Source organism: Microbacterium sp. bgisy207 (assembly GCF_965345035.1).
In the GTDB taxonomy this organism is placed as follows: domain Bacteria; phylum Actinomycetota; class Actinomycetes; order Actinomycetales; family Microbacteriaceae; genus Microbacterium.
Window position 1 is genome coordinate 147487 of sequence record NZ_CBDRMG010000004.1, and the last position, 19766, is coordinate 167252.

Annotated in this window: 21 protein-coding genes; 4 read left to right on the forward strand and 17 right to left on the reverse strand. The window is 66.7% G+C overall.

What is annotated here, in order from left to right:
• Positions 1 to 26 precede the first annotated feature (26 nt).
• Both ACSGC5_RS05195 and ACSGC5_RS05200 read left to right on the forward strand, forming a co-directional pair.
• The gene (locus ACSGC5_RS05195) at positions 27 to 416 is read left to right on the forward strand and encodes a TIGR03618 family F420-dependent PPOX class oxidoreductase (protein WP_228179403.1); all 390 of its coding nucleotides are present in this window, start codon (positions 27 to 29) and stop codon (positions 414 to 416) included.
• A 29-nt stretch (positions 417 to 445) separates the two neighbouring features.
• Entirely contained in the window at positions 446 to 1735 is a 1290-nt protein-coding gene (locus ACSGC5_RS05200; RefSeq protein ID WP_434969545.1) for an NAD(P)/FAD-dependent oxidoreductase, read from the forward strand.
• A gap of 17 nt (positions 1736 to 1752) precedes the next feature.
• Here the strand turns inward: ACSGC5_RS05200 and ACSGC5_RS05205 are convergent, their stop codons facing one another.
• From ACSGC5_RS05205 to ACSGC5_RS05235, 7 genes are all read right to left on the reverse strand, one after another.
• Positions 1753 to 2460: a substrate-binding domain-containing protein gene (locus tag ACSGC5_RS05205; protein ID WP_228179405.1), complete on the reverse strand. Its 708-nt coding sequence runs from the start codon at positions 2458 to 2460 to the stop codon at positions 1753 to 1755.
• Positions 2457 to 3431: an aldo/keto reductase gene (locus ACSGC5_RS05210; RefSeq protein WP_434969546.1), complete on the reverse strand. Its 975-nt coding sequence runs from the start codon at positions 3429 to 3431 to the stop codon at positions 2457 to 2459. Before ACSGC5_RS05210 ends, ACSGC5_RS05205 begins: the two co-directional genes overlap by 4 nt.
• Entirely contained in the window at positions 3428 to 4384 is a 957-nt protein-coding gene (locus ACSGC5_RS05215; protein WP_434969547.1) for a Gfo/Idh/MocA family oxidoreductase, read from the reverse strand. Before ACSGC5_RS05215 ends, ACSGC5_RS05210 begins: the two co-directional genes overlap by 4 nt.
• 80 nt (positions 4385 to 4464) lie before the next feature.
• Positions 4465 to 5823 carry a protocatechuate 4,5-dioxygenase subunit alpha/beta gene (locus ACSGC5_RS05220; protein WP_434969548.1) on the reverse strand — a complete coding sequence of 453 codons (1359 nt, stop codon included), beginning with the start codon at positions 5821 to 5823 and terminating at the stop codon, positions 4465 to 4467.
• Between the two features lie 2 nt (positions 5824 to 5825).
• Positions 5826 to 6761 carry an amidohydrolase family protein gene (locus tag ACSGC5_RS05225; RefSeq protein WP_434969549.1) on the reverse strand — a complete coding sequence of 312 codons (936 nt, stop codon included), beginning with the start codon at positions 6759 to 6761 and terminating at the stop codon, positions 5826 to 5828.
• A 2-nt stretch (positions 6762 to 6763) separates the two neighbouring features.
• Positions 6764 to 7456, reverse strand: coding sequence for a 4-carboxy-4-hydroxy-2-oxoadipate aldolase/oxaloacetate decarboxylase (gene ligK / locus ACSGC5_RS05230; protein ID WP_434969550.1), 693 nt, complete (start codon positions 7454 to 7456; stop codon positions 6764 to 6766).
• A 10-nt stretch (positions 7457 to 7466) separates the two neighbouring features.
• The gene (locus tag ACSGC5_RS05235; RefSeq protein ID WP_434969551.1) at positions 7467 to 8495 is read right to left on the reverse strand and encodes an amidohydrolase family protein; all 1029 of its coding nucleotides are present in this window, start codon (positions 8493 to 8495) and stop codon (positions 7467 to 7469) included.
• A gap of 126 nt (positions 8496 to 8621) precedes the next feature.
• Between ACSGC5_RS05235 and ACSGC5_RS05240 the strand changes: the two genes are divergently transcribed.
• Positions 8622 to 9527: a LysR family transcriptional regulator gene (locus tag ACSGC5_RS05240; protein ID WP_228179412.1), complete on the forward strand. Its 906-nt coding sequence runs from the start codon at positions 8622 to 8624 to the stop codon at positions 9525 to 9527.
• 87 nt (positions 9528 to 9614) lie between these two features.
• Here the strand turns inward: ACSGC5_RS05240 and ACSGC5_RS05245 are convergent, their stop codons facing one another.
• The 6 genes from ACSGC5_RS05245 to ACSGC5_RS05270 all read right to left on the reverse strand — a co-directional run bounded on the left by ACSGC5_RS05245 (position 9615) and on the right by ACSGC5_RS05270 (position 14262).
• Positions 9615 to 10268 carry a hypothetical protein gene (locus ACSGC5_RS05245; protein WP_228179413.1) on the reverse strand — a complete coding sequence of 218 codons (654 nt, stop codon included), beginning with the start codon at positions 10266 to 10268 and terminating at the stop codon, positions 9615 to 9617.
• A gap of 77 nt (positions 10269 to 10345) precedes the next feature.
• A complete protein-coding gene (locus ACSGC5_RS05250; RefSeq protein ID WP_434969552.1) occupies positions 10346 to 11089 on the reverse strand; it encodes an alpha/beta fold hydrolase in 744 nt (247 codons plus the stop codon).
• 49 nt (positions 11090 to 11138) lie between these two features.
• Complete coding sequence (locus tag ACSGC5_RS05255) at positions 11139 to 11579, reverse strand: TA system VapC family ribonuclease toxin (protein WP_434969553.1); 441 nt, start codon at positions 11577 to 11579, stop codon at positions 11139 to 11141.
• Positions 11576 to 11803 carry a hypothetical protein gene (locus tag ACSGC5_RS05260; RefSeq protein WP_228179416.1) on the reverse strand — a complete coding sequence of 76 codons (228 nt, stop codon included), beginning with the start codon at positions 11801 to 11803 and terminating at the stop codon, positions 11576 to 11578. The genes ACSGC5_RS05255 and ACSGC5_RS05260 overlap by 4 nt, the downstream gene beginning before the upstream one ends.
• A 31-nt stretch (positions 11804 to 11834) precedes the next feature.
• Positions 11835 to 13124 carry a hemolysin family protein gene (locus ACSGC5_RS05265; RefSeq protein WP_434969554.1) on the reverse strand — a complete coding sequence of 430 codons (1290 nt, stop codon included), beginning with the start codon at positions 13122 to 13124 and terminating at the stop codon, positions 11835 to 11837.
• 94 nt (positions 13125 to 13218) lie between these two features.
• Positions 13219 to 14262, reverse strand: a complete 1044-nt coding sequence (locus tag ACSGC5_RS05270; protein ID WP_434969555.1) for a TerC family protein — start codon at positions 14260 to 14262, stop codon at positions 13219 to 13221.
• A 243-nt stretch (positions 14263 to 14505) separates the two neighbouring features.
• Between ACSGC5_RS05270 and ACSGC5_RS05275 the strand changes: the two genes are divergently transcribed.
• The gene (locus ACSGC5_RS05275; RefSeq protein ID WP_434969556.1) at positions 14506 to 15342 is read left to right on the forward strand and encodes a formate/nitrite transporter family protein; all 837 of its coding nucleotides are present in this window, start codon (positions 14506 to 14508) and stop codon (positions 15340 to 15342) included.
• 26 nt (positions 15343 to 15368) lie between these two features.
• Here ACSGC5_RS05275 and ACSGC5_RS05280 read toward each other — a convergent pair whose 3' ends face one another.
• The 4 genes from ACSGC5_RS05280 to rplI form a co-directional block, all read right to left on the reverse strand.
• Entirely contained in the window at positions 15369 to 16880 is a 1512-nt protein-coding gene (locus tag ACSGC5_RS05280; RefSeq protein WP_434969557.1) for an MATE family efflux transporter, read from the reverse strand.
• Positions 16881 to 16996: 116 nt separating this feature from the next.
• Positions 16997 to 17350 (reverse strand): hypothetical protein, encoded by a 354-nt coding sequence (locus ACSGC5_RS05285; RefSeq protein ID WP_434969558.1) that lies wholly within the window; start codon positions 17348 to 17350, stop codon positions 16997 to 16999.
• A 58-nt stretch (positions 17351 to 17408) separates the two neighbouring features.
• Positions 17409 to 18782: a replicative DNA helicase gene (dnaB, locus tag ACSGC5_RS05290; RefSeq protein WP_434969559.1), complete on the reverse strand. Its 1374-nt coding sequence runs from the start codon at positions 18780 to 18782 to the stop codon at positions 17409 to 17411.
• 524 nt (positions 18783 to 19306) lie between these two features.
• On the reverse strand, positions 19307 to 19759 hold the full coding sequence (rplI, locus tag ACSGC5_RS05295; RefSeq protein ID WP_434969560.1) for a 50S ribosomal protein L9: 453 nt from the start codon (positions 19757 to 19759) through the stop codon (positions 19307 to 19309).
• Positions 19760 to 19766: the final 7 nt, after the last annotated feature.

The following is a 19766-nucleotide window of genomic DNA, read 5'->3' on the forward strand; positions in this document are numbered from 1 at the left end:
GACGCTGGTGCGGCAGGATCGAGGGCATGGCCACGGCTCTCACCCACGACGGGCAGCGCTTCGTCTCGGACTACCACCTCGCAACACTGTCGACGCTCGCGCCCTCCGGGCTCCTCCACGTCGTCGCGGTCGGGTTCAGCTTCGCAGACGGTCTGGTGCGGATCATCACGATGGACGGTAGCCAGAAGGTGCGCAACATCGAACGGGATGGTCGCGCTACCGTCGCGCAGATCGCGGGCCCTCAGTGGCTGAGCATTGCGGGGCACGCGACGGTGTCGCGCGATCCGGATGCCGTCGCGCGCGCCGTGGAACTCTATGCGGCGCGGTACCGGCAGCCGCAGCCCAATCCGCGCCGGGTGGCGATCGAGCTGCGGCCTGAGAAGATCATGGGTTCCGCGGGACTCGTGGCACCGTAGCGTCGTAGTACTGAGCCCGGAGGACAGTCATGGCACGAACGCCGCAGCATGATGTGGTCGTTGTCGGTGCCGGGCTGGCAGGACTTCGGGCAGCGATCACGCTCGGACACGCCGGACGCGACGTTGTCGTTCTCGAGGCTGCAGACACCGTCGGTGGCCGGCAGCGCACTGACGCCGTCGACGGCTTTCTGCTTGATCGCGGGTTCCAAGTGCTCAATCCCGCCTATCCCGCGGTGCGGCGCTGGGTGGACATTCAGGCGCTACGCCTGAAGCCGTTCCCCGTCGGGGTGCAGGTGCGGCGCGAGCGCGGCCTCGCGACGCTGGCAGATCCGCGCCGGCATCCGTCGATTCTCGCCGCGACACTTCGCAGTGGTCTTCTCGCGCCACGGGACGTTGCCGGACTGGTGCGTTGGGCCGCAACGGCGCTCAGCGCTCCCCGGCGCGTGATCCGCCAAGCCGCCGCCGGCCGCGATCTGCCGGTGCATGAGGCGTGGGATCGTGCCGGACTGACCGGCCCGCTGAGAACCGCGGTGCTCGAGCCGTTCCTTTCCGGCGTCATCGCTGACGGGAGCTTCGAGACCTCCGACGCCTTCGTTCGGCTGCTGATTCGCATGTTCGCGCTGGGCCGCCCGGGCCTGCCCGAGCGCGGCATCCAGGCCCTTCCCGAACAGCTCGCCGCCTACGCCCGGACGCTCGGCGCCGAAATCGCCGTGCAGCGTCGCGTGACCGCCCTCCGTGAGACTGCCGCGGGCGTCGAGGTCGCTGTTGCCGGGGCAGACCCGGTGAGCGCTGACGCGGTGATCGTCGCCGTCGGACCGGAGGCGGCATCAGGACTCGCGCCGATTCCCGTGCCGAGGACCCGCGGCCTGCAGACGTGGTGGTTCGCGACGGATGCCGCGCCGTCGGCATCCGGCATGATCGCGGTGGACGGTACGCGCGCCGGACCGGTCGTGAACACGGCGGTGATGTCGCACGCCGTGCCCTCGTATGCGCCGAAGGGCATGCACCTCGTCCAGGCGACCTGCCTGCTGCCGCCGGCGACACACCGAGGTTCCTTCGATTCTCCGACCGAGGCGCAGGTACGGCGGCACGCCTCTCAGATCTGGGGTATGGATGCCACTGACTGGCGCTTGTTGCGACGCGATGACATCCCGCACGCGCTGCCGGCGCAGTCAGTGCCGCTGCGAACCGTCACGCGCGCGCGACTCTCGGAACGCGTCTACATCGCGGGCGATCACCGCGACACCGCGTCGATTCAGGGCGCGCTGGTTTCCGGCGACCGGGTTGCCCGCGCTCTTATCGCCGGGGCGCCCAGCTGAAAGAAGCCGCCAGCGCGCTACGGCGCGGGCGGTGGCGCGAAGTGGCGCGAGCGCGCGATGTCGCGAGCAGCGTCGGTGCGCAGGAAGGCGAGGATTGCGGCCGCGCCCTCCGGCTCCGACGACGTCGCGGCAATCGCACCCGAGAACACGGTGTCGATCGCGCAGTCCTGGGGCAAAACGCCCAGCACACTGACACCCGGGCTGCCGACGAGCTCACTCAGCTGCTGAAAGCCGAGATCGACGTCGCCATCGGCGAGAAGGCGCGCGACAGGGATGCCGGGCCTCGCCTGGACCAGCCGATCACCGACTTCCGCGCTCAAGCCCCAGTCCTCAATCATCGACACCAGCGCTGTACCGCTCGGCCCCGTGGAGTACCCGATCTTCCTCGCCTCCCGAATCGCCTCCCGCACAGCGGCGGCATCCGGGAATGCGGGATCGGAGACCGCGGTCGCCGGAGCGTCAGTGCCCGACGGAGCGCCCACTGCCACCTGCGACAGCACGAGGGGCGCCACGGATGCCGCCACGACGTGTCCGCCGGCGGCGAGCTTCGCTAGCGCACCGTCGGCAAGGAAGACGAGGTCGAACTCTTCGCCAGCGGCGACCCGGTCAGCCGCGTCGACTCCACCGACCGACTCGATCTCGACGTGCCCGAGCCCGGCATCGTCGGCGGCCGCCATGAGGTCGGCAAGCAGCAGCCGCGTCGCCATCGACGAAATGGCCTTCACGCGGCATCCTCGAAAGTCTCGGTGTCGACCTCGACAGCGTTGTTCGCCGGGTACCGGGGACCCGACACGGTTTCAGTGCCGATGAGCTCGCCGGCGCGCTCCAGTATGTCGGGCGTGACCTCGAGCTGCGCAGCGGCGATGATCTCGCGCAGGTGGTCGATGTTCGTCGTCCCGGGAATCGGCACGACATGCTCACCTCGAGACGACAGCCACGCGAGCGCGAGCTGGGCCGGGCTGACCCCTGCCTCAGCAGCGAGGGCGCGCCATGCCGGCAGCAGCGCTGCATTGGCTTCCCAGTGCGGCGACTGGAACCGCGGCATCCCGCGGCGGATGTCTTTGGCCACGAGCTCCTCGGGGTTGTGGACGGCATCGGCGAGGAACCCCCGCGCGACCGGCGAGAACGCCACGAGTGCGATGCCGTCGGATCTCGTCGCCTCGAGCATGCCCAGCTCCGCATTCCGGCTCCACAGGGAGTATTCGTTCTGCACCGCGGCGATGGGCGCGACCTGCTGCGCTTCCCGGAGTCGCGCCACCGAGACCTCCGAGAGTCCGATCGCACCGATCTTGCCGGCATCAACGGCTTCGGCGAGCGCCGCGACGCTATCGGCGATCGGCACCGACTTGTCCCAGCGGTGCAGGTAGTAGAGGTCGATGTGGTCGACGTCCAGTCGGCGAAGCGACGCATCCACCTGCGCCCGCAGCGTCTCAGGGCGACCATCGATGACGCGTGAACCGTCGACGATCGCCATCCCACCCTTGCTGGCAAGGATGATCTCGTCCCGTCGGCCCGCAATGGCCTTGCCGACGAGTTCTTCGTTGCGGCCGCCCCCGTACAGGGTGGCGGTGTCGAAGAACGTGACGCCTTCATCGAGCGCGGTCTGCAACAACCGCAGGCCCTCCTCGGGCTGCGGCGCCACCCCGTACGCGTGACTGAGTGACATGCATCCGAGCCCGTACCGGGGCAGGTTCATGCGAGCTGCTCCTCCAGCATCCCGAGCACGCGGTAGCAGTCGAAGACCTGCCGCACCGACGAATTGGGTTCGCGTCCCTCGCGGATCGCAGCCACGAACTCGCGGTCCTGCAGTTCGATGCCGTTCATGCTGACCGCGACCTGCGACACGTCGATCGGCTCTTCCTTGCCGTTCACGAGGTCGTCGTAGCGGGCGATGTAGGTGCCGGTGTCGCCGATGTAGCGGAAGAACGTGCCGAACGGTCCCTCGTTGTTGAACGAGAGCGAGAGGGTGCAGATCGCGCCGGTCTCAGCCTTGAGCTGGATCGACATGTCCATCGCGATCCCGAGCTCCGGGTGGATGGGACCCTGAATCGCATTGGCCTGGACGATGCGCCCCGCCTGGTAGGCGAACAGGTCGACGGTGTGGGCGGCGTGGTGCCACAGCAGGTGGTCGGTCCACGACCGCGGCTCGCCCTTCGCGTTCGTGTTGGTGCGACGGAAGAAGTAGGTCTGCACATCCATCTGCTGGATGTGGAACTGGTCGCTCTGGATGTGCTGGTGGATCCACTGGTGCGACGGATTGAACCGGCGGGTGTGTCCCACCATGGTGACGCGATCGGATGCCTCGGCGGCGGCGAGGGTGGCTTCGGCATCCGCAAGTGAATCGGCCAGCGGAATCTCGACCTGCACGTGCTTACCTGCGGCGAGCGCTGCCTGCGTCTGCGACGCGTGCATCCCGGTGGGGGTGGCGAGGATGACGGCATCCACGTCATCGCGCTCGAGGACGGCGTCGTAACCGACGACGGCGTTCGCAACCCCGTACTTTTCGGCGACGGCCTGCGTGGCCTCGGGCTTGGTGCCGCTGACGACCGTCACCTCTGCGTCGGGGATGTTGGCCAGGCCGTCGAGGTGCTTCATGCCGAAGGCGCCTGCCGCGCCGACAACGGCGATTCGGACCTTGTCACTGCTCATTCGGTGTCCTCCTTCGAACGTGGTGCGCTCCGTGGGGATCGCGCGATCGATCCCCACGGAGCGGGTCTATGGTCAGCCTGTCAGGCCGTTGCGCCGACAGGAACCTTCTCTCCCTCGGCGTCGGCAGCCTCCGTGGGAGCTGCGACGGGGTTGGTGATCACGAGGTGTCCGACCGCCGTGTTGGAGGCGGGCACGTGGTAGAACCGGTGGTTCACCTCGGGAGCGCCGCCACCGAACTGGTCGTCCATCGCGCCGCGGGCGATGAGCCACATGACCAGCTCGATGCCTTCCGAACCGGCCTCGTCGACGTAGTCGATGTGCGGCCATTCGGTCAGGCCCAGCGGGTCGGAGATCAGCATGTCGAGGAACGCGTTGTCCCATTCCTGGTTGATGAGCCCGGCGCGCGGGCCCTGGAGCTGGTGGCTCATGCCGCCGGTGCCCCAGATCTGCACGTTCAGCTCGGGGCCGTCCCACTTGTCGATGGCGCGGCGCAGTGCCTTGCCGAGCTCGTAGCAGCGGCGACCCGAGGGTACCGGATACTGCACGACGTTGACCGCGAGCGGGATGACCTTGACCGGCCATTCCTCGACCTGGCCGTAGACGAGCGAGAGCGGCACGGTGAGTCCGTGGTCGACGACCATCTCGTTGACGAGGGTCAGGTCGAAGTCATCCTGGATGACCGACTGTGCCAGGTGGGCCGCGAACTCCGGGTAACCCTTGACGTCGGGCACCGGACGGGGGCCGTAGCCCTCGTCGGCGACGGGGTACTCAGCGCCCGTACCGAGCACGAACGTCGGGATCAGCGAGGAGTCGAAAGCCGTGGCGTGGTCGTTGTAGACCAGGATGACGACATCCGGGGTGTTCTCCTTGGCCCACTTGCGGGTCCAGGTGTAGCCGTCGAAGACCTTCTTCCAGTACGGCTCTTCGGTCTTGCCGAGGTCCATCGCCGCGCCGATTGCCGGCACGTGAGAGGTGTACAGGGCCGAGGTGAGCTTGGCGGGAGCATCCGGCCGCATCGTCTCGGCCTTCTCGCCGGGCTGCGGCGGCGTCCAGCCATCGAGGTCCTTCATACGGTTGCCCTCGGGGCGGCGGCCGCCCGAGATCATCATGTCGCGGTAGGCGGCCTCGCTCATGCCGGTCATGGAACCGGCCATCTGCTGGAAGCTCAGACCGTGGGTGGCTCCGAGCTTGGCGAGGAAGTAGATGTTGCCACCTTCTTCCATCGCGGCGTTGAGGTCGAGGTCGAGGATCGCCTGCCGCGCCTTGGGTGTCAGCTGCCATTCGTCGAGGTAGGCCTCACGGTCGGCGAGGTACCGTTCGCGGTTCTCCGGCTTCATGAACGACATGCAGAGCTGGTTGATCTGGTAGCCCTTGCGGGCTTGCTCGGCGTCGAAAATGATCGTGCCGGGAACGTTCTTGTAGGGCTTGTCCAGTGCCATGGTCAGTCTCCTTCTGGCCAGTACAGTCGCCGCGGGTTCTCGACCAGCAGCTTCTGCTGCAGCTGGGCGGTCGTGGCGATCTGGGGGATGTAATCGACCAGCAAGCCATCATCGGGCATGTGGTCCTTGAGGTTGGGGTGGGGCCAATCGGTTCCCCACAGCACGCGGTCGGGGAATTCCTCGACCACGCGTCGGGCAAACGGCACGACATCGGTGTAGGCGTGCTGTTCACCGTCGAGAGCTCGGGGGCCGGTGATGCTCAGCCGCTCCGGGCACGACACTTTGGTCCACACGTTCGGGTTCTCCCGCATGAAGCGCAGGAAGAGGTCGAACTCGGGACCGTCGGGATCCTTGCTGACGTCGGGCCGGCCCATGTGGTCGACGACGACGTCGGTGGGAATGCTCGAGAAGAACTCGTAGAGGTCTGGTAGGTCCTCGGCCTCGAAGTAGATGACGACGTGCCATCCCAGCGGCGCGATCTTCTCGACGATCTCCTGCAGCGAATCGGTCGGCACACGGTCGACCAGTCGCTTGACGAAGTTGAAGCGCACCCCGCGCACCCCGGCAGCGTGCAGGTCGGCGAGGTCGGCATCCGTCACATCGCGGCGCACCGTGGCCACCCCCCGAGCGCGGCCTTCGCTGCGGCGCAGCGCGTCGACGAGAGCGCGGTTGTCGGCGCCGTGGCAGGTGGCCTGCACGATGACGTTCCGGTCGAATCCGAGCTGATCACGCAGCGCGAAGAGCTGGTCGGCTGAGGCGTCGCACGGTGTGTACTTGCGCTCCGGGGCGTACGGGAACTGCTCTCCGGGTCCGAACACGTGGCAGTGCGCGTCGACCGCGCCCTCGGGCACCCGGAATTTCGGCGTCGAGGGACCGTCGTACCAGTCCAGCCATCCGGGGGTCTTCTCGAACCCGCCGCTCGTGTCTCCGTGGGCCATCGTCAGTCCTCCACGTACTCGAGGCCGGCGGCGGCAAGCGGCTCACGCATGCCGTAGATATCCAGGCCCAGCACGCCCTCGCGGAACTTCTGGCGCTTGGCCTCTTCGTTGTCTTCGCGCTTCTGGCTGGCATCGGCCACTGCGCCGACGAGCTCGCGAGGCACGACCACGACACCGTCGACATCCGCGACCACGACATCGCCGGGGCGGACCAGGGCGTTCGCGACGACGACATCGACGTTGACCGAGCCAAGGGTCGCCTTGACAGTTCCCTTGGAGTTGATCGCGCGCGAGAAGACCGGGAAGTTCATCTTCTCGAGGTCGGCAACGTCGCGAACGCCGCCGTCGATGACCAGGCCCTTGCAACCCCGAGCGGTGAGGGAGGTGGCCAGCAGCTCGCCGAAGAAGCCGTCTTCACTCTCGGTCGTGCAGCCCGCGACGATCACGTCACCCTCCTGCACCTGCTCGGCAGCAACGTGGAACATCCAGTTGTCACCGGGCTGCAGCAGCACTGTCACTGCCGGTCCGCACAGCTTCGCCCCGGTGTAGGCGGGACGGATGTAGGGGCGAAGCAGTCCGACGCGGCCCATCGCCTCATGGATCGTCGCGACACCGAACTGTGACAGGCGCGCGACATCGGCGGGGTCGGGCCGCTCGATCTTCGTGCGGACGATGCCGAGGTTGTTCAGTCGCATGATGGTCCTCTCACTTCCCCTGCGCCGCAAGTGCGCGATCCAGCCGCGGGTAGACCCGGCGGGCGTTGCCCTCGAAGACGAGCTCGCGTTCGGCATCCGTCAGGTTCGGGGTTGCGTCGACGTAGCGCTTGGTGTCGTCGAAGTAGTGGCCGGTGCGCGGGTCGATGTCGCGCACGGCCCCGATCATTTCGCTTGCGAACAGGATGTTCTCGGTCGGGATGACCTCAGTGAGCAGGTTGATGCCCGGCTGGTGGTAGACGCAGGTGTCGAAGAACACGTTGTTCAGCAGGTGCTCTTCGAGCTCGGGCTTGCCGAGGGCCATCGCGAGTCCCCGGAACCGGCCCCAGTGGTAGGGGACGGCGCCGCCGCCGTGCGGGATGACGAACTTCAGGTCGGGGAAGTCGCGGAACAGATCGCCCTTGAGCAGCTGCATAAAGGCAGTCGTGTCGGCGCCGAGGTAGTGATCGCCGGTGGTGTGGAACTGCGACTTGCACGAGGTGCTCACGTGGATCATCGCGGGGATCTCGTACTCGACGAGCTTCTCGTAGATGGGGTACCAGGAGCGGTCGGTGAGCGCGGGTGCAGTCCACAACCCCCCGGAGGGGTCGGGGTTGAGGTTGATCTCGACGGCACCAAGTTCTTCTACCGCGCGGACGAGCTCGGGCACCGAGGTGGCGGGATCTTCGCCCGGCGATTGGGGGAGCATCGCGCCCATGATGAAGCGGTCGGGGAAGAGCCCGCTCACCCGCGCGACGAGGTCGTTGCAGATTCGCGCCCAGGTCTGGCTGACCTGAAGGTCGCCGATGTGGTGGGCCATGAAGGATGCCCGCGGGCTGAAGACCGTGAGGTCAGAACCGCGCTCGTTCATGAGCTTGAGCTGGTTCGCTTCGATGGTCTCGCGGATGTCGTCGTCGCTGATGTGCAGCGTCGCTGGGTCGGGGGCTTCGCCCTGGCCGTTCGCGAAGGCGATCTGTAGGTCACGCCACGCTCCGAGCTGGGCCGGTGCGGTGGTGTAGTGGCCGTGGATGTCGATGATCACCGAGTGTCGTCCTTGTCACTGGATTGGCGCTGTCACGGGATGCGTGCTCTCTTAACCGAGAGTAAGTCGGGGCTTCGGTATGGTCCAATAGATTCCGGAGTCCCTCTCCATAGACGGAGTCGATGCATGGCCATCCCGGATCTGAACCAACTGCGCACCTTTGTCGTGCTCTACGAACTGCGCAGCCTCACGGCAACCGCGGAGTTCCTGCATGTCACGCAGCCCACGGTGAGCTATACGCTCGCGCGTTTGAGAGAGCGCTTCGGCGACGATCTGTTCCGGCGCGAGGGGCACGTCATGGTGCCCACGACCCGCGCGACCCAGCTGTTCGGCCCGCTGCACGAAGCACTCGCGCAGATCGAGTCGACGGTGAGCGAGACGGCATCCTTTGATCCGTCGGCATTCACCGGAGAGCTCTCCCTCGGGTTGACCTCGATCGGTGAGCAGACGTTCCTGCCGCCGATCATGGCGGCCCTCGCGCGCGAGCGATCGACCGCGCGCCTCGCGGTGAAGCGGTTGGATGCCGACGAGGTGGAGGAAGAGCTCGTGCGGGGACACCTCGACCTCGCCATCACCGTCGCACTCATGGATGCCGCGCGCCTCTGGCGCACGCCGGTGCGCGCTGTGGAGTACGTGGCGCTCACCTCGCGACGGCATCCGTTGCCCCCACCGGGGCCTGACATGTTCGACGGACGCGGGTTCGTGCGCGTGTCATCCCGCGGCGGCCACACCTACCCGCTGCAGTTGCTGCTCGAGCACGGACTCATGCCGCAGGTCGCGCTGACTGTCGAGGAGTACGGCACGCTCCCGGCGGTGCTGCAAGACACCGATCTGGTGACGTTCTTGCCCCGTCACGTTGCTGAAGTGTTCTGCGGCTGGTTCCCGGCGCTCCGCATCGCGGACCTGCCCTGGCCGGGCCAGAGCACCCCGGTAGCGATCTTCACACGGCGCGAGTCGAGCCTCACACCGGCACAGCGCTGGTTCCGACGGCTCGTCCACGGCGCGGTCGTCGAGCCCGGCACCGAGATCTAGCCCGGCCCTCCGTTCAGTCGCGCCTTGATGCGGGCTCACCCGGCGCAAACCCACACTTAGGCGCGACCGAAAACAAGCCCCTTTGTCTCAGCTGCGTCGGGTGCGGTTCCAGCTCGCCTTGGCGGGTGCGAACGGGCTGCGGACGTGGATCGACCACGTCGAATGTGGGTGAATCGACAGGATCGCCTTCTCCCACCAGGTCCGCGCCTCTTCGGGAAGCGCGGGAAGGATGACGTCCTTGTCGGCTTCGTCGTCGGGGTAGGGCCGCAGTGCCTTCCAGACCAGCTGCACCTCGGGCGCGCCGGTGGGGATGTCATCGATGTCGAGGACTGCCTTCTCCCACGGGAGCTGTAGGCGAGGATCGCGCCGGTAGACCCAGCGGTCAGCGGTGCCGTCTTCGAGGTTGATCTGCAGGACCCAGGCATCCATCGCCTCGTCGAAGATCCAGGCCGACGGAATGTCGGCACCGTCGGGCAGGTCGGACCACCGGACGAGCTCGTCGCCGATCCGCGCCCAGCAGCTCATTCCGTCGGGGAGCGAGCCGACGATGTCATCGAGCTGGGTGTACACCGTGCTGATCGTGGTGCGGTCGCGCTCCCGCAGGGGTTCGCCGCGCCACTGGTCATAGGCGCTCCCGCCAGAGAGCCACCAGCGCGCCTCGGTGTCGGCGAGCAGGTCAGCGACGGATGCCGCGTCAAGTCGCGTCCACGGGGTGTCGAGGCTCGGCAGTGAGTCGGTCATGGTCCTATTGTGCTCCGCCACCGCGGCTCCCGCTCAGGAGGGCAGCGACCGCCGCTCAAGAGGGCCGGGACTGCCGCTCAGGCGGGCAAGGACTCGGCGAACCCGCGCACGTGCGCGACAAGTTCGGTCGGCGTCGTGACCATCGGGAAGTGCCCCGTCGCGATTTCGACGACCTGCCATCCGGGCTCTTCGCGCACGAGGCGTCGCACCGGCTCGATCGTCGGATAGGCGGGATCCGTGCAGTCAATGAACAGGCGTGGGACCGCCTCGAGCAAGGCTGCGTCGTAGTCGAGCGGCTGCCGGTACATCCCGAACGGATGCGGCACGTGCCGGCGGTTCAGCCACGCGGCATCCTCGGGAGTGAGGTCGAAGCCTGATTCGGCGTTGGGCGCCGGGAGCGAGTTGTCGTTCTCTGCAGCTGCCGCCAGCCGCGCCGCGGCGACCTCAGGCGAATGGGCAACACCCCACCCGTCTCCGGGGCGCGGGAACATCGCGTCGACGTAGACCAGGCCCGAGAGCACGCCCGGATGCCGCTGCTGGAGTTCGACGGCGGCGCCCGTGATGACCATGCCGCCGTAGCTGTGCCCGACCAGCACGACGTTCTCGAGCTCTTCCATCTCGACCAGGCCGATGACATCGGCGATGTGCGTGTGCAGGTCGATGTCGGGTCGGCGCAGGTGTGCCCGCTCGCCGTCGCCGGTGAGGGTCACGGTGTGGATCTCGAACCCGGCCTCACGCAGCGGCGCCAGCACGCGCCGCCAGACCCAGCCGCCTCCCCAGGCGCCATGGACCAGAACGAGGGTGGGGGCGGATGACGACATGGGCGAACCTCTCAAGACAGTGCCGACGCGACGATGCGGGCGACGGGAGTCAGGGTATCGGGAACAGCACTGCCTTGCCGCCCGGGACCGCCGCTGTGACGAGGCGGGTGTCGAAGGTGGCCAGCAGCGCGTCGTGGGACGCAGCGAGGTGCAGCAGGTAGGTATCCGTGACCTGCGAGCTCGCGAGCAGTCGCTCGGTATGGATTGACGTGTCGAGCAGGCTCACGGTGTCAGCGAGAAAGACGTGGTCGTCTTGCGCGGTCAGGCTCGCGAGGCTCGCAAGCACGACAGGAACCGGCTGGGTGTTCGGGTACTTCGGGTGACTGACCACCCGAACGACGCCGTTCTGCACGATGGGGCACGTGTGCCACGCGCCGTCCCCGTCCCGCTCCCCTCGCGCGGCAAACCAGACGTGTGCGCGTTCGTGATGGACGTGCAACGGGTCGATCAGAGCGATGATCGCGTTGACGTCCAGCAGATGGCGCGTCACTGGTTGTCATCTCGCAGTGCGTTGACATCGTCAAGGGTCGCGCGACCCGCCGCAGGCGTGGTCGGCAGCAGAACGATGCCGTTGCGCTTGTCGAAGCGCCGGCGTTCGGTCAAAGTGGCGCGAGCGAGCTGCGAAACCGCCTCTCCGAGCGTGATTCCCCGGGCGTCGGCGAACTGCTTCGCCGCGGCGAGAACGTCGTCGTCGATCGTGAGGGTCGTCCGCATGCATCAAGCATCACGCATCACGCATCCGTCGTCAACGCACTTGCCCAGCTTCATCCTCGGCGCGGGCAAGAAGTCGGACCGTCGCGATTCGCCGTCGATCCAGCGACGTGACCTGCAGTGTCGCGCCAGGGATGTCGACGGTGTCGCCGACGACGGCGAGCCGGCCGAGCTGCTCGATGACGTATCCGGCGATCGTGTCGGAGCTTCCTCGCGGAAGCTCGATGCCGGTGCGTTCTTCGAATTCCTGCAGGTTCAGGCGACCGTCGATGGTGTCGCTGCCGACGGTCGGGGTCTCGGCCGTGTCGTACTCGTCGAAGATCTCACCCACCACATCCTCGACAAGGTCTTCCAGAGTCACGATGCCGTCGGTCCCGCCGTACTCGTCGACGACGACCGCGATGTGGTATCCGCGGGCACGCAGGCTCGTGAGCGTGGGCAGAACCCGAGCGGTAGCGGGCACGTACGGGATGTCGCGCACGAGACGCGCAACGGGCTTACCGGCGTCGTCGCTGGCGGCATCGAACAGGTCGCGCACGTGCACGAAGCCGACGATGTCGTCGATGGAGGTGTCGGCGACGGGGTAACGGGAGTACGGCAGGTCGCGAATGCGTTCGATAGCGTCCGCGACGGTCGTGCCGTCATCCAGGGCTACGACCTCGGGTCGCGGCCGCATGACCTCGCTCACCTGTCGGCCACGCAGTGACAGGACGTCGTCGAGGATGCGTCTCTCATCCTCGGGCAGCCCTTGTTGGGACGTGACGATGTCGCGGATCTCTTCATCGCTGAGCTCATCGGCTGTCTTGTTCGGGTCTCCGCCGAGCAGCCGCACGAGCGCGTTGGTCGAGACCGACAGCAGCCAGATGACAGGTCGCATCAGCACCGCGAACCCATCGAGCACGGGGGCGACGGCGTACGCGAACTGGGCGTTGCGCTGGATCGCAAGCCGCTTGGGAACCAGTTCGCCCAGCACGAGCGAGAGATAGGCGATCACGAGAGTGAGGACGATCGTGGCGATCGTCGCCGCGACCGGCTCGGCAAGGCCCAGACTCATCAGGAGCGGGGTCACCGACGGGGCGATGGATGCCGCGCCGTACGCCGCCGAGGCGAATCCGGCGACCGTGACCCCGATCTGGACCGCGGACAGAAAGGTGTTCGGGTTCCGCGCGAGCGCCGCCACCTTCGCGCCGCGCCGACCGCGCGCCGCGATCGCATTGAGCTGGCTCTCCCGCAGCGTCACCAGCGCCATCTCGGTGGCAGCGAAAACGCCGCCGATCAGGACGAACGCGACGACCAGTGCGACGTTCCACCATAAGTCACCCATCAGCGGGTCACCCCGCCGATGCCGCCGGCGCGGCTGGCGCCCGGGGTCGCCCGGGCGCCGGGTCTGTCACCGGGGGCGGCCGTCGCGGGCGCGCTCACGATCGCCCCCGCACGTCGGTGATCGCGTCGGCCGCGGCATCCGTCTCACTCGCCTCCCCGGCGAGCGCATTCGCGCGACGGTCCTTGCGCGTCTTCGCGAGACTTGCGACCGTGGCGACCGCGATCGTCCCCGCGATGAACAGGAGCGAGATCCAGATGGGGATCTCGGGGATCACCGTGATCGGCTCGCCACCGTTCAGGAACGGCAGCTCGTTCTTGTGGAGGGCGTGGATGAGCAGCTTCACCCCGATGAAGGCGAGAATGACGGCGAGGCCCTGAGCGAGGTAGACCAGGCGCTCGAGCAGGCCGCCGATGAGGAAGTAGAGCTGCCGCAGACCCATCAGGGCGAAGGCGTTCGCGGTGAAGACGATGTAGGCCTCTTGCGTGAGCCCGTAGATCGCGGGGATCGAGTCGACCGCGAAGATGAGGTCGACGAATCCGATGGCGATGATCACGAGCAGCATCGGGGTGACGAACCGGCGGCCGTCCTTCTTCACCGTCAGCTTGTCGCCGTTGTATTCGTTGCTCACGGGCAGGATGCGTCGCATGAAGCGCATGAACCTGCCGTTGGCGGGGTCCGACTCACCGTGGGTGAACGCCTGGCGGTAGGCGAGGTAGAGGAGCAGTGCGCCGAAGACCCAGAAGATCCAGGAGAAGTTCTCGATGAGCGCCGCGCCCACCGCGATGAAGATCCCCCGCATGATGAGGGCGATGACGATGCCGATCATCAGCACTTTCTGCTGGTAGATCTTCGGCACTGCGAAGCCGGTCATGACGATGAGGAAGACGAAGAGGTTGTCGACCGACAGCGCCTTCTCGGTGAGGTACCCGGCGAAGTACTCGCCGCCGAAGTCCCAGCCCGACACCAGCCCGATTCCGACGCCGAACAGCAACGCGAGGCCGATGTAGAAGGCCGACCAGCGAGCGGATTCGCCCAGGGTCGGTTCGTGGGGCTTTCGCACGTGCGCGTAGAACTCGTACACGAAGAACGCGATGGTGACCGCGATCGTGATGAGCCAGACCGTCAGGGTGACGTTCACAAGGGACTCCTGCCTTGGCGTTGATGATCAGATCTACGCCAAGGTCTTCTCCATCCCCGTTGCCGAGAACCGGTGACCCGGGACGCGAGAGCGTCCGTAATGACGAGCCGACCGTGGTGGAGTACTCCCCTTGGTTACGCGCGACGATACCGGAATCGCAGTTCCTGTTTCTGGGAAGGGGCTGGGAGCTGGGGTTTTCGACGTAGCCGCCCCGATGGCGCTCCCGGCTGCGAGGATGGCACGATGAGCGATTCGCGCGAAGCACGGGCAGAGCAGCGGCGCCAGGACGGCCCCAATGACGAGGCCGTCGAGGAAGAGATCGAGATCGAGTTTGAAGAGGTCGTCGGCGAGGGTGCCGAGCGGCTCCACCGTACGCTTCGCGCGACTCTGGTCACGGGCTTTCTGGGCGGTGTCGAAGTCGGCATCGGGGTGCTGGTCTACCTCGGCATCCTGTACCAGACGGGTGATCAGCTTCTCGCGGGCCTCGGATTCAGCGTCGGTCTGATCGCGCTCCTGCTCGCCCACAGCGAGCTGTTCACCGAGAACTTCCTGCTGCCGATCGCCGCGCTCGTCGCGCGGGAAGGCACATGGCTCGACCTGGCCAAGCTCTGGGGAGGCACGCTGCTGTCGAACTTGCTCGGTGGCTGGCTGATCATGGCGATCATCGTTCTCGCATTCCCCGACTGGCACCCGGTCCTCGCCGAGACCGCCGAACACTTCATCGAGGCGCCCTTCAACCTCGAGTTCGCGGCCCTCGCGATTCTCGGCGGCGCCGTCATCACTCTTATGACGCGGATGCAGACGGGCACCGAGTCCGTACCGGCCAAGATCGCTGCGGCCGTGGCCGGCGGCTTCGTGCTCGCCAGCTTCCAGCTGTTCCACTCGATCCTCGACTCGCTGTTCGCCTTCGGAGCGATCATCAGCGGAGCCCCGATCACCTACCTCGACTGGCTGCTCTGGTTCCTGCCGGTTCTCCTCCTGAACCTGGCTGGCGGCGTCTTGCTCGTCACGCTCCTGCGCATCGTGCGGACGGGCGAGCTGTTCGAGCTCCGGCGGTGCAAGAACGCCGGCCGCGCTTAGCACCTGGGGCTAGTCTCGAGCGGTGGTCAACGACGCATCCGCCGACGACGCGGGCGTATCGAGGGAAGACGCCCGAGCAGCCGCCGACGCTGCTCAAGGACCACGACTGGGACAGGAGCAGTCACGATCGCATCAACCGCCAGCGATCCGTTTGTCGGTCCGACGATCGGGATGGGCGTGGTCGGGGTCGGTGCGAGCGGCGAGACCGGCATCCGCAGGAGTGCGCGCCGTGCGTGAAGGTACGCGGGCACGAGCACGAGCGTGGCACCGATCCAGGCGAGCGGGTTGCTCCAGACGATGCCGATGAACCCGAACATCGCGCCCAGCACGATCGCTGCGCCCACGCGCATGACGAGTTCGACGATCCCCGTGATGGTCGGGATCAGGGCGTGGCCCAGGCCCTGCAAGGCGCCGCGGAGCACGAACAGGATGCCGAGCGCGGCATAGCTGAAGGCGTTGACGACGAGCATCGTGGCGGCCATCGAGACGACGTTCTCGACCCCGCGGCCCACGAAGAGCTCGATGATCTGCCTCCCGAAGGCGACGAGCGCGACGCCGAGCACGACAGACGCGATCGTCGAGATCACCAGAGATTGCCTGACGCCGCGTAGGATGCGATCCGGTCGCCGAGCGCCGAAGTTCTGGGCGACGTACATCGACACGGCGAGACCTAGCGACTGGAGAAGAGCCACCGCGAGGCCATCGACCCGCGAGGCAGCGGTGTAGGCGGCGACTTCGGCGGTGCCCAGCTCGTTCAGGCGCACCTGCACCGTCAGGGTGCCGATCGCGATGATCGACGCCTGGAAGCCCATCGGCAAACCGAGCCGCAGGTGGTTGAGCACCTCCGCGCGGCGAAGTCGCCAGTCGGCGCGGTGCACATGCAGAGCAGGAGCCCGCCGGCGCACGTAGTCCAGGCACCAGATCACTGAGAGAGCCTGGGCGATGACGGTGGATGCCGCGGCTCCGGCGACTCCCCACTGGAGGGGTCCGACGGTGACGATGACGAAGGCGACGTTGAGCGCGCACGCGATGCTCAGGAACACCAGGGGCGTGCGGGAATCGCCGATCGCCCGGATGATCGCCGAGAGGTAGTTGAAGAACATGATCGCGCCCGACCCGAGGAAGCTCACCTGCGCGAACACCGTTGCTTGCGGAATCAGAGCGGGGGGCGTCTGCATCAGCACGAGGAGCGGTTCGGCGACCAGTGGTGCGACAACGGTCAGGACAACGGATGCTGCCGCCGTGAGCACCGTCCCGACAGCTACGGACCGGCGCACTGCAGCGCCGTCGTGCGCGCCGAACGCCTGCGCCGTCGGGATCGCGAACCCCGTCGTCATGCCCCACGCAAAGCCGAGCAAGAGGAACAGCAGGCTGCCCGTCGCCCCGACCGCCGCGAGCGCGTCAACGCCGAGCTGGCGCCCGACAACGATCGCATCGACGAACTGGTAGAGCTGCTGCACCACGTTGCCGATGAGCAGCGGCACCGAGAAGAGAAGGATCACCCGCCACGGGTGCCCGGTGATCAGGCTGCGCGCCATTCGTGCCCTCGAGTCTTGCGTCGGAGATGGGGAAGACGGTGTCGTTGAGGGCACCGTTGCTCAGTTTATCGAATCGATTCGAGGCGAGGCAAGAGGCCAATGAATGATGTGCGTGGTCAGCGCGGCAGCGGGCGAAGCCGGTCTTCGGTGACCGGAAGCGACACCGAGTAGTAGATCTGGGCAGCAGTCATGTCGCCCCAGTCATCCTTCTTCACGCGGATGGCATGAGGTGACACTTCTGCGATCCGCACCCGCAGCCAGGACCCATCATCGAGACGCAGCTCGTGCGGATCAGCGAGGTAGACGAGACCAAGCCCGTCGAGGGTCTCCTCGGCGACCATCCAGTCCACAACCTCTGTCCGTCGACGCCCCAACAGGTCGATAGCGACGAAGCCATCGCCGACGGGCTGCATCCAGCCCAATCGCTCTCCGTCTTCGGAGCGGCGGTGTTCGATCCAGTCCGCGCCCATAGACCAAGGGTAACGATCGACCCGCGGGACGGCCGCGACGATCCTCAGCAGAGCTGCATCACCCGAAGTCGCCGGGGGCCATGTCGGCGAATCGTGAGTAGTGGCCCTGGAAGGCGACGGTGATCGTGTCGGTGGGGCCGTTACGGTGCTTGGCGACGATGAGGTCGGCTTCGCCCGCGCGGGGTGAGTCCTTCTCGTACGCGGCCTCGCGGTGCAGCAGCACGACCATGTCGGCATCCTGCTCGATCGAGCCCGACTCACGCAGGTCTGACAGCGCCGGCTTCTTGTCGGCACGCTGCTCGGGACCACGGTTCAGCTGCGACAGGGCTATAACCGGAACCCCGAGTTCCTTCGCGAGGAGCTTCAGTGCACGGGAGAACTCCGAAACTTCCTGCTGGCGCGACTCGACGCGCTTGCCGCTTGTCATGAGCTGCAGGTAGTCGATGACAACCATCTTCAGGCCCGCGCGCTGCTTGAGCCGGCGGCACTTCGCGCGGATCTCGACGAGGGTCATGTTGGGGCTGTCGTCGATGTAGAGCGGTGCCTCGTTGATGCGGCCGCGGGTGGCGGCGATCGTCGTCCAGTCCCGGGAGTCGAGCGTGCCCTTGCGCATGTTCTGCAGCGGCACGGCACCCTCGGCACTCATGAGGCGCATCGCGATCTCGCTGCGACCCATTTCGAGCGAGAAGAAGATCGTCGGCATGTTGTTCTTGATCGCCGCAGCCCGTGCGAAATCGAGCGCGAGCGTCGACTTACCCATCGCGGGACGGGCGGCGATGATAATCATCTGCCCCGGGTGCAGCCCGTTCGTGAGCTGATCGAGACCACTGAAGCCCGTCGGGATGCCGGTCATCTTGCCATCGCGGCCCCGGGCCGCCTCGATCTCTTCGAGCGCTGCGTCAACGGCGGTCTCGAGCGGCACATAATCTTCGGCGGCCTCGGCGCCGGTGACGGAGTAGATCTCGGCCTGCGCACTGTTGACGAGGTCGAGGGCTTCGCCCTGACCCGCGTATCCCATCTGCACGATGCGGGTGCCCGCCTCGACGAGACGCCGCAACAGCGCGCGCTCTGCCACGATCGACGCGTAGTAGGCGGCGTTGGCAGCGGTCGGGACGATCGAGGTGAGCGTGTGCAGGTAGTCGGCGCCGCCGGCGCGCTGCAGTTCGCCCGTCTTGATGAGCTCGTCGGTGACGGTGATGACATCCGTCGGCTCACCGTGCGAATAGAGCGTGAGGATCGCCTCGAAGATCAGCTCGTGCTTGGGGATGTAGAAGTCAGCGCCGCGCAGCGTCTCGATGACATCGGCGACGGCATCCTTCGACAGCAGCATGCCGCCGAGGGCGCTCTGCTCGGCGAGGATGTCGTGCGGCGGAGTGCGTTCGTGCTCGCGGGGTCCGCCGAGCCGATCCTCCGAAATGTCCGCAATCGACATGTATCCCCCTTCGCTGTTCGTGCTGCACCGTGTGGCTGTACTGCACCGTGGCTGTGCCATCCGCGGGTGCGGTAGAACGCCTCTTCCGCAGCTGTTGAGGCGCTGGTTTCGACGCTGAATCCGGAGCGCCTCGCCACCGGCCAGCACAACGCTATGGACGGGTTCCGACACCCGCAACACCGCCTGTGGATAACTCTGTGTAGAACCTGCGGGAAACGCCGCTGTGCTTGTGAGCAGTGCCTGTGGACAAAGGTTGTGAGATCACAGATCCAATCAGAAGAAAGGGCATCTGACCTGGAGTTTTACTTCCCCACACGTTGTGGACAAGGTTGTGGTTGAACCTGGCGTTGAAGGTTGTCTGTGCTGTCTCTCGCTGTGTACAAGCGGCACAGAATTCGCCTATCAGGCGGCAACCGAACGTGCAAGCCCAGGAGCACAAAACCACCCGCGACATCACAACAAATGAAGGGCGGATGCTGCAGACTTTTCAGCCTGCGGCATCCGCCCTTCGGGGCGTCTCGCGATTACTTGGCGGCGACGACCTGCAGCGTGATCACGGCGGTCACGTCGTCGCGCAGACGAATCGTGGCCTCGTGCTCACCCAGCGACTTGATCGGCGTCGTGATGTGGATCTTGCGCTTGTCGAGGTCGCCGAATCCGGCGGCCTTGACGGCATCCGCGACATCGGCGGGCTTGACCGAGCCGAAGAGGCGACCCTCCGAGCCTGCCTTGATGGCGAGCTTGACCTTGTTGGACTCCAGGTTCTGCTTGAGCGCAACGGCCTCTTCGTGGTCGTGGATCGCGCGGGCCTCGCGGGCTGCGCGGATCGAGGCGACCTGCTTCTCGCCACCGCGGCTCCAGGCCACGGCGAATCCCTGCGGGATGAGGTAGTTGCGGGCGTACCCGTCCTTGACCTCGACAACGTCACCGGCGCTTCCGAGCCCGGCGACCTCGTTCGTGAGAATGAGCTTCGACATGGGGACT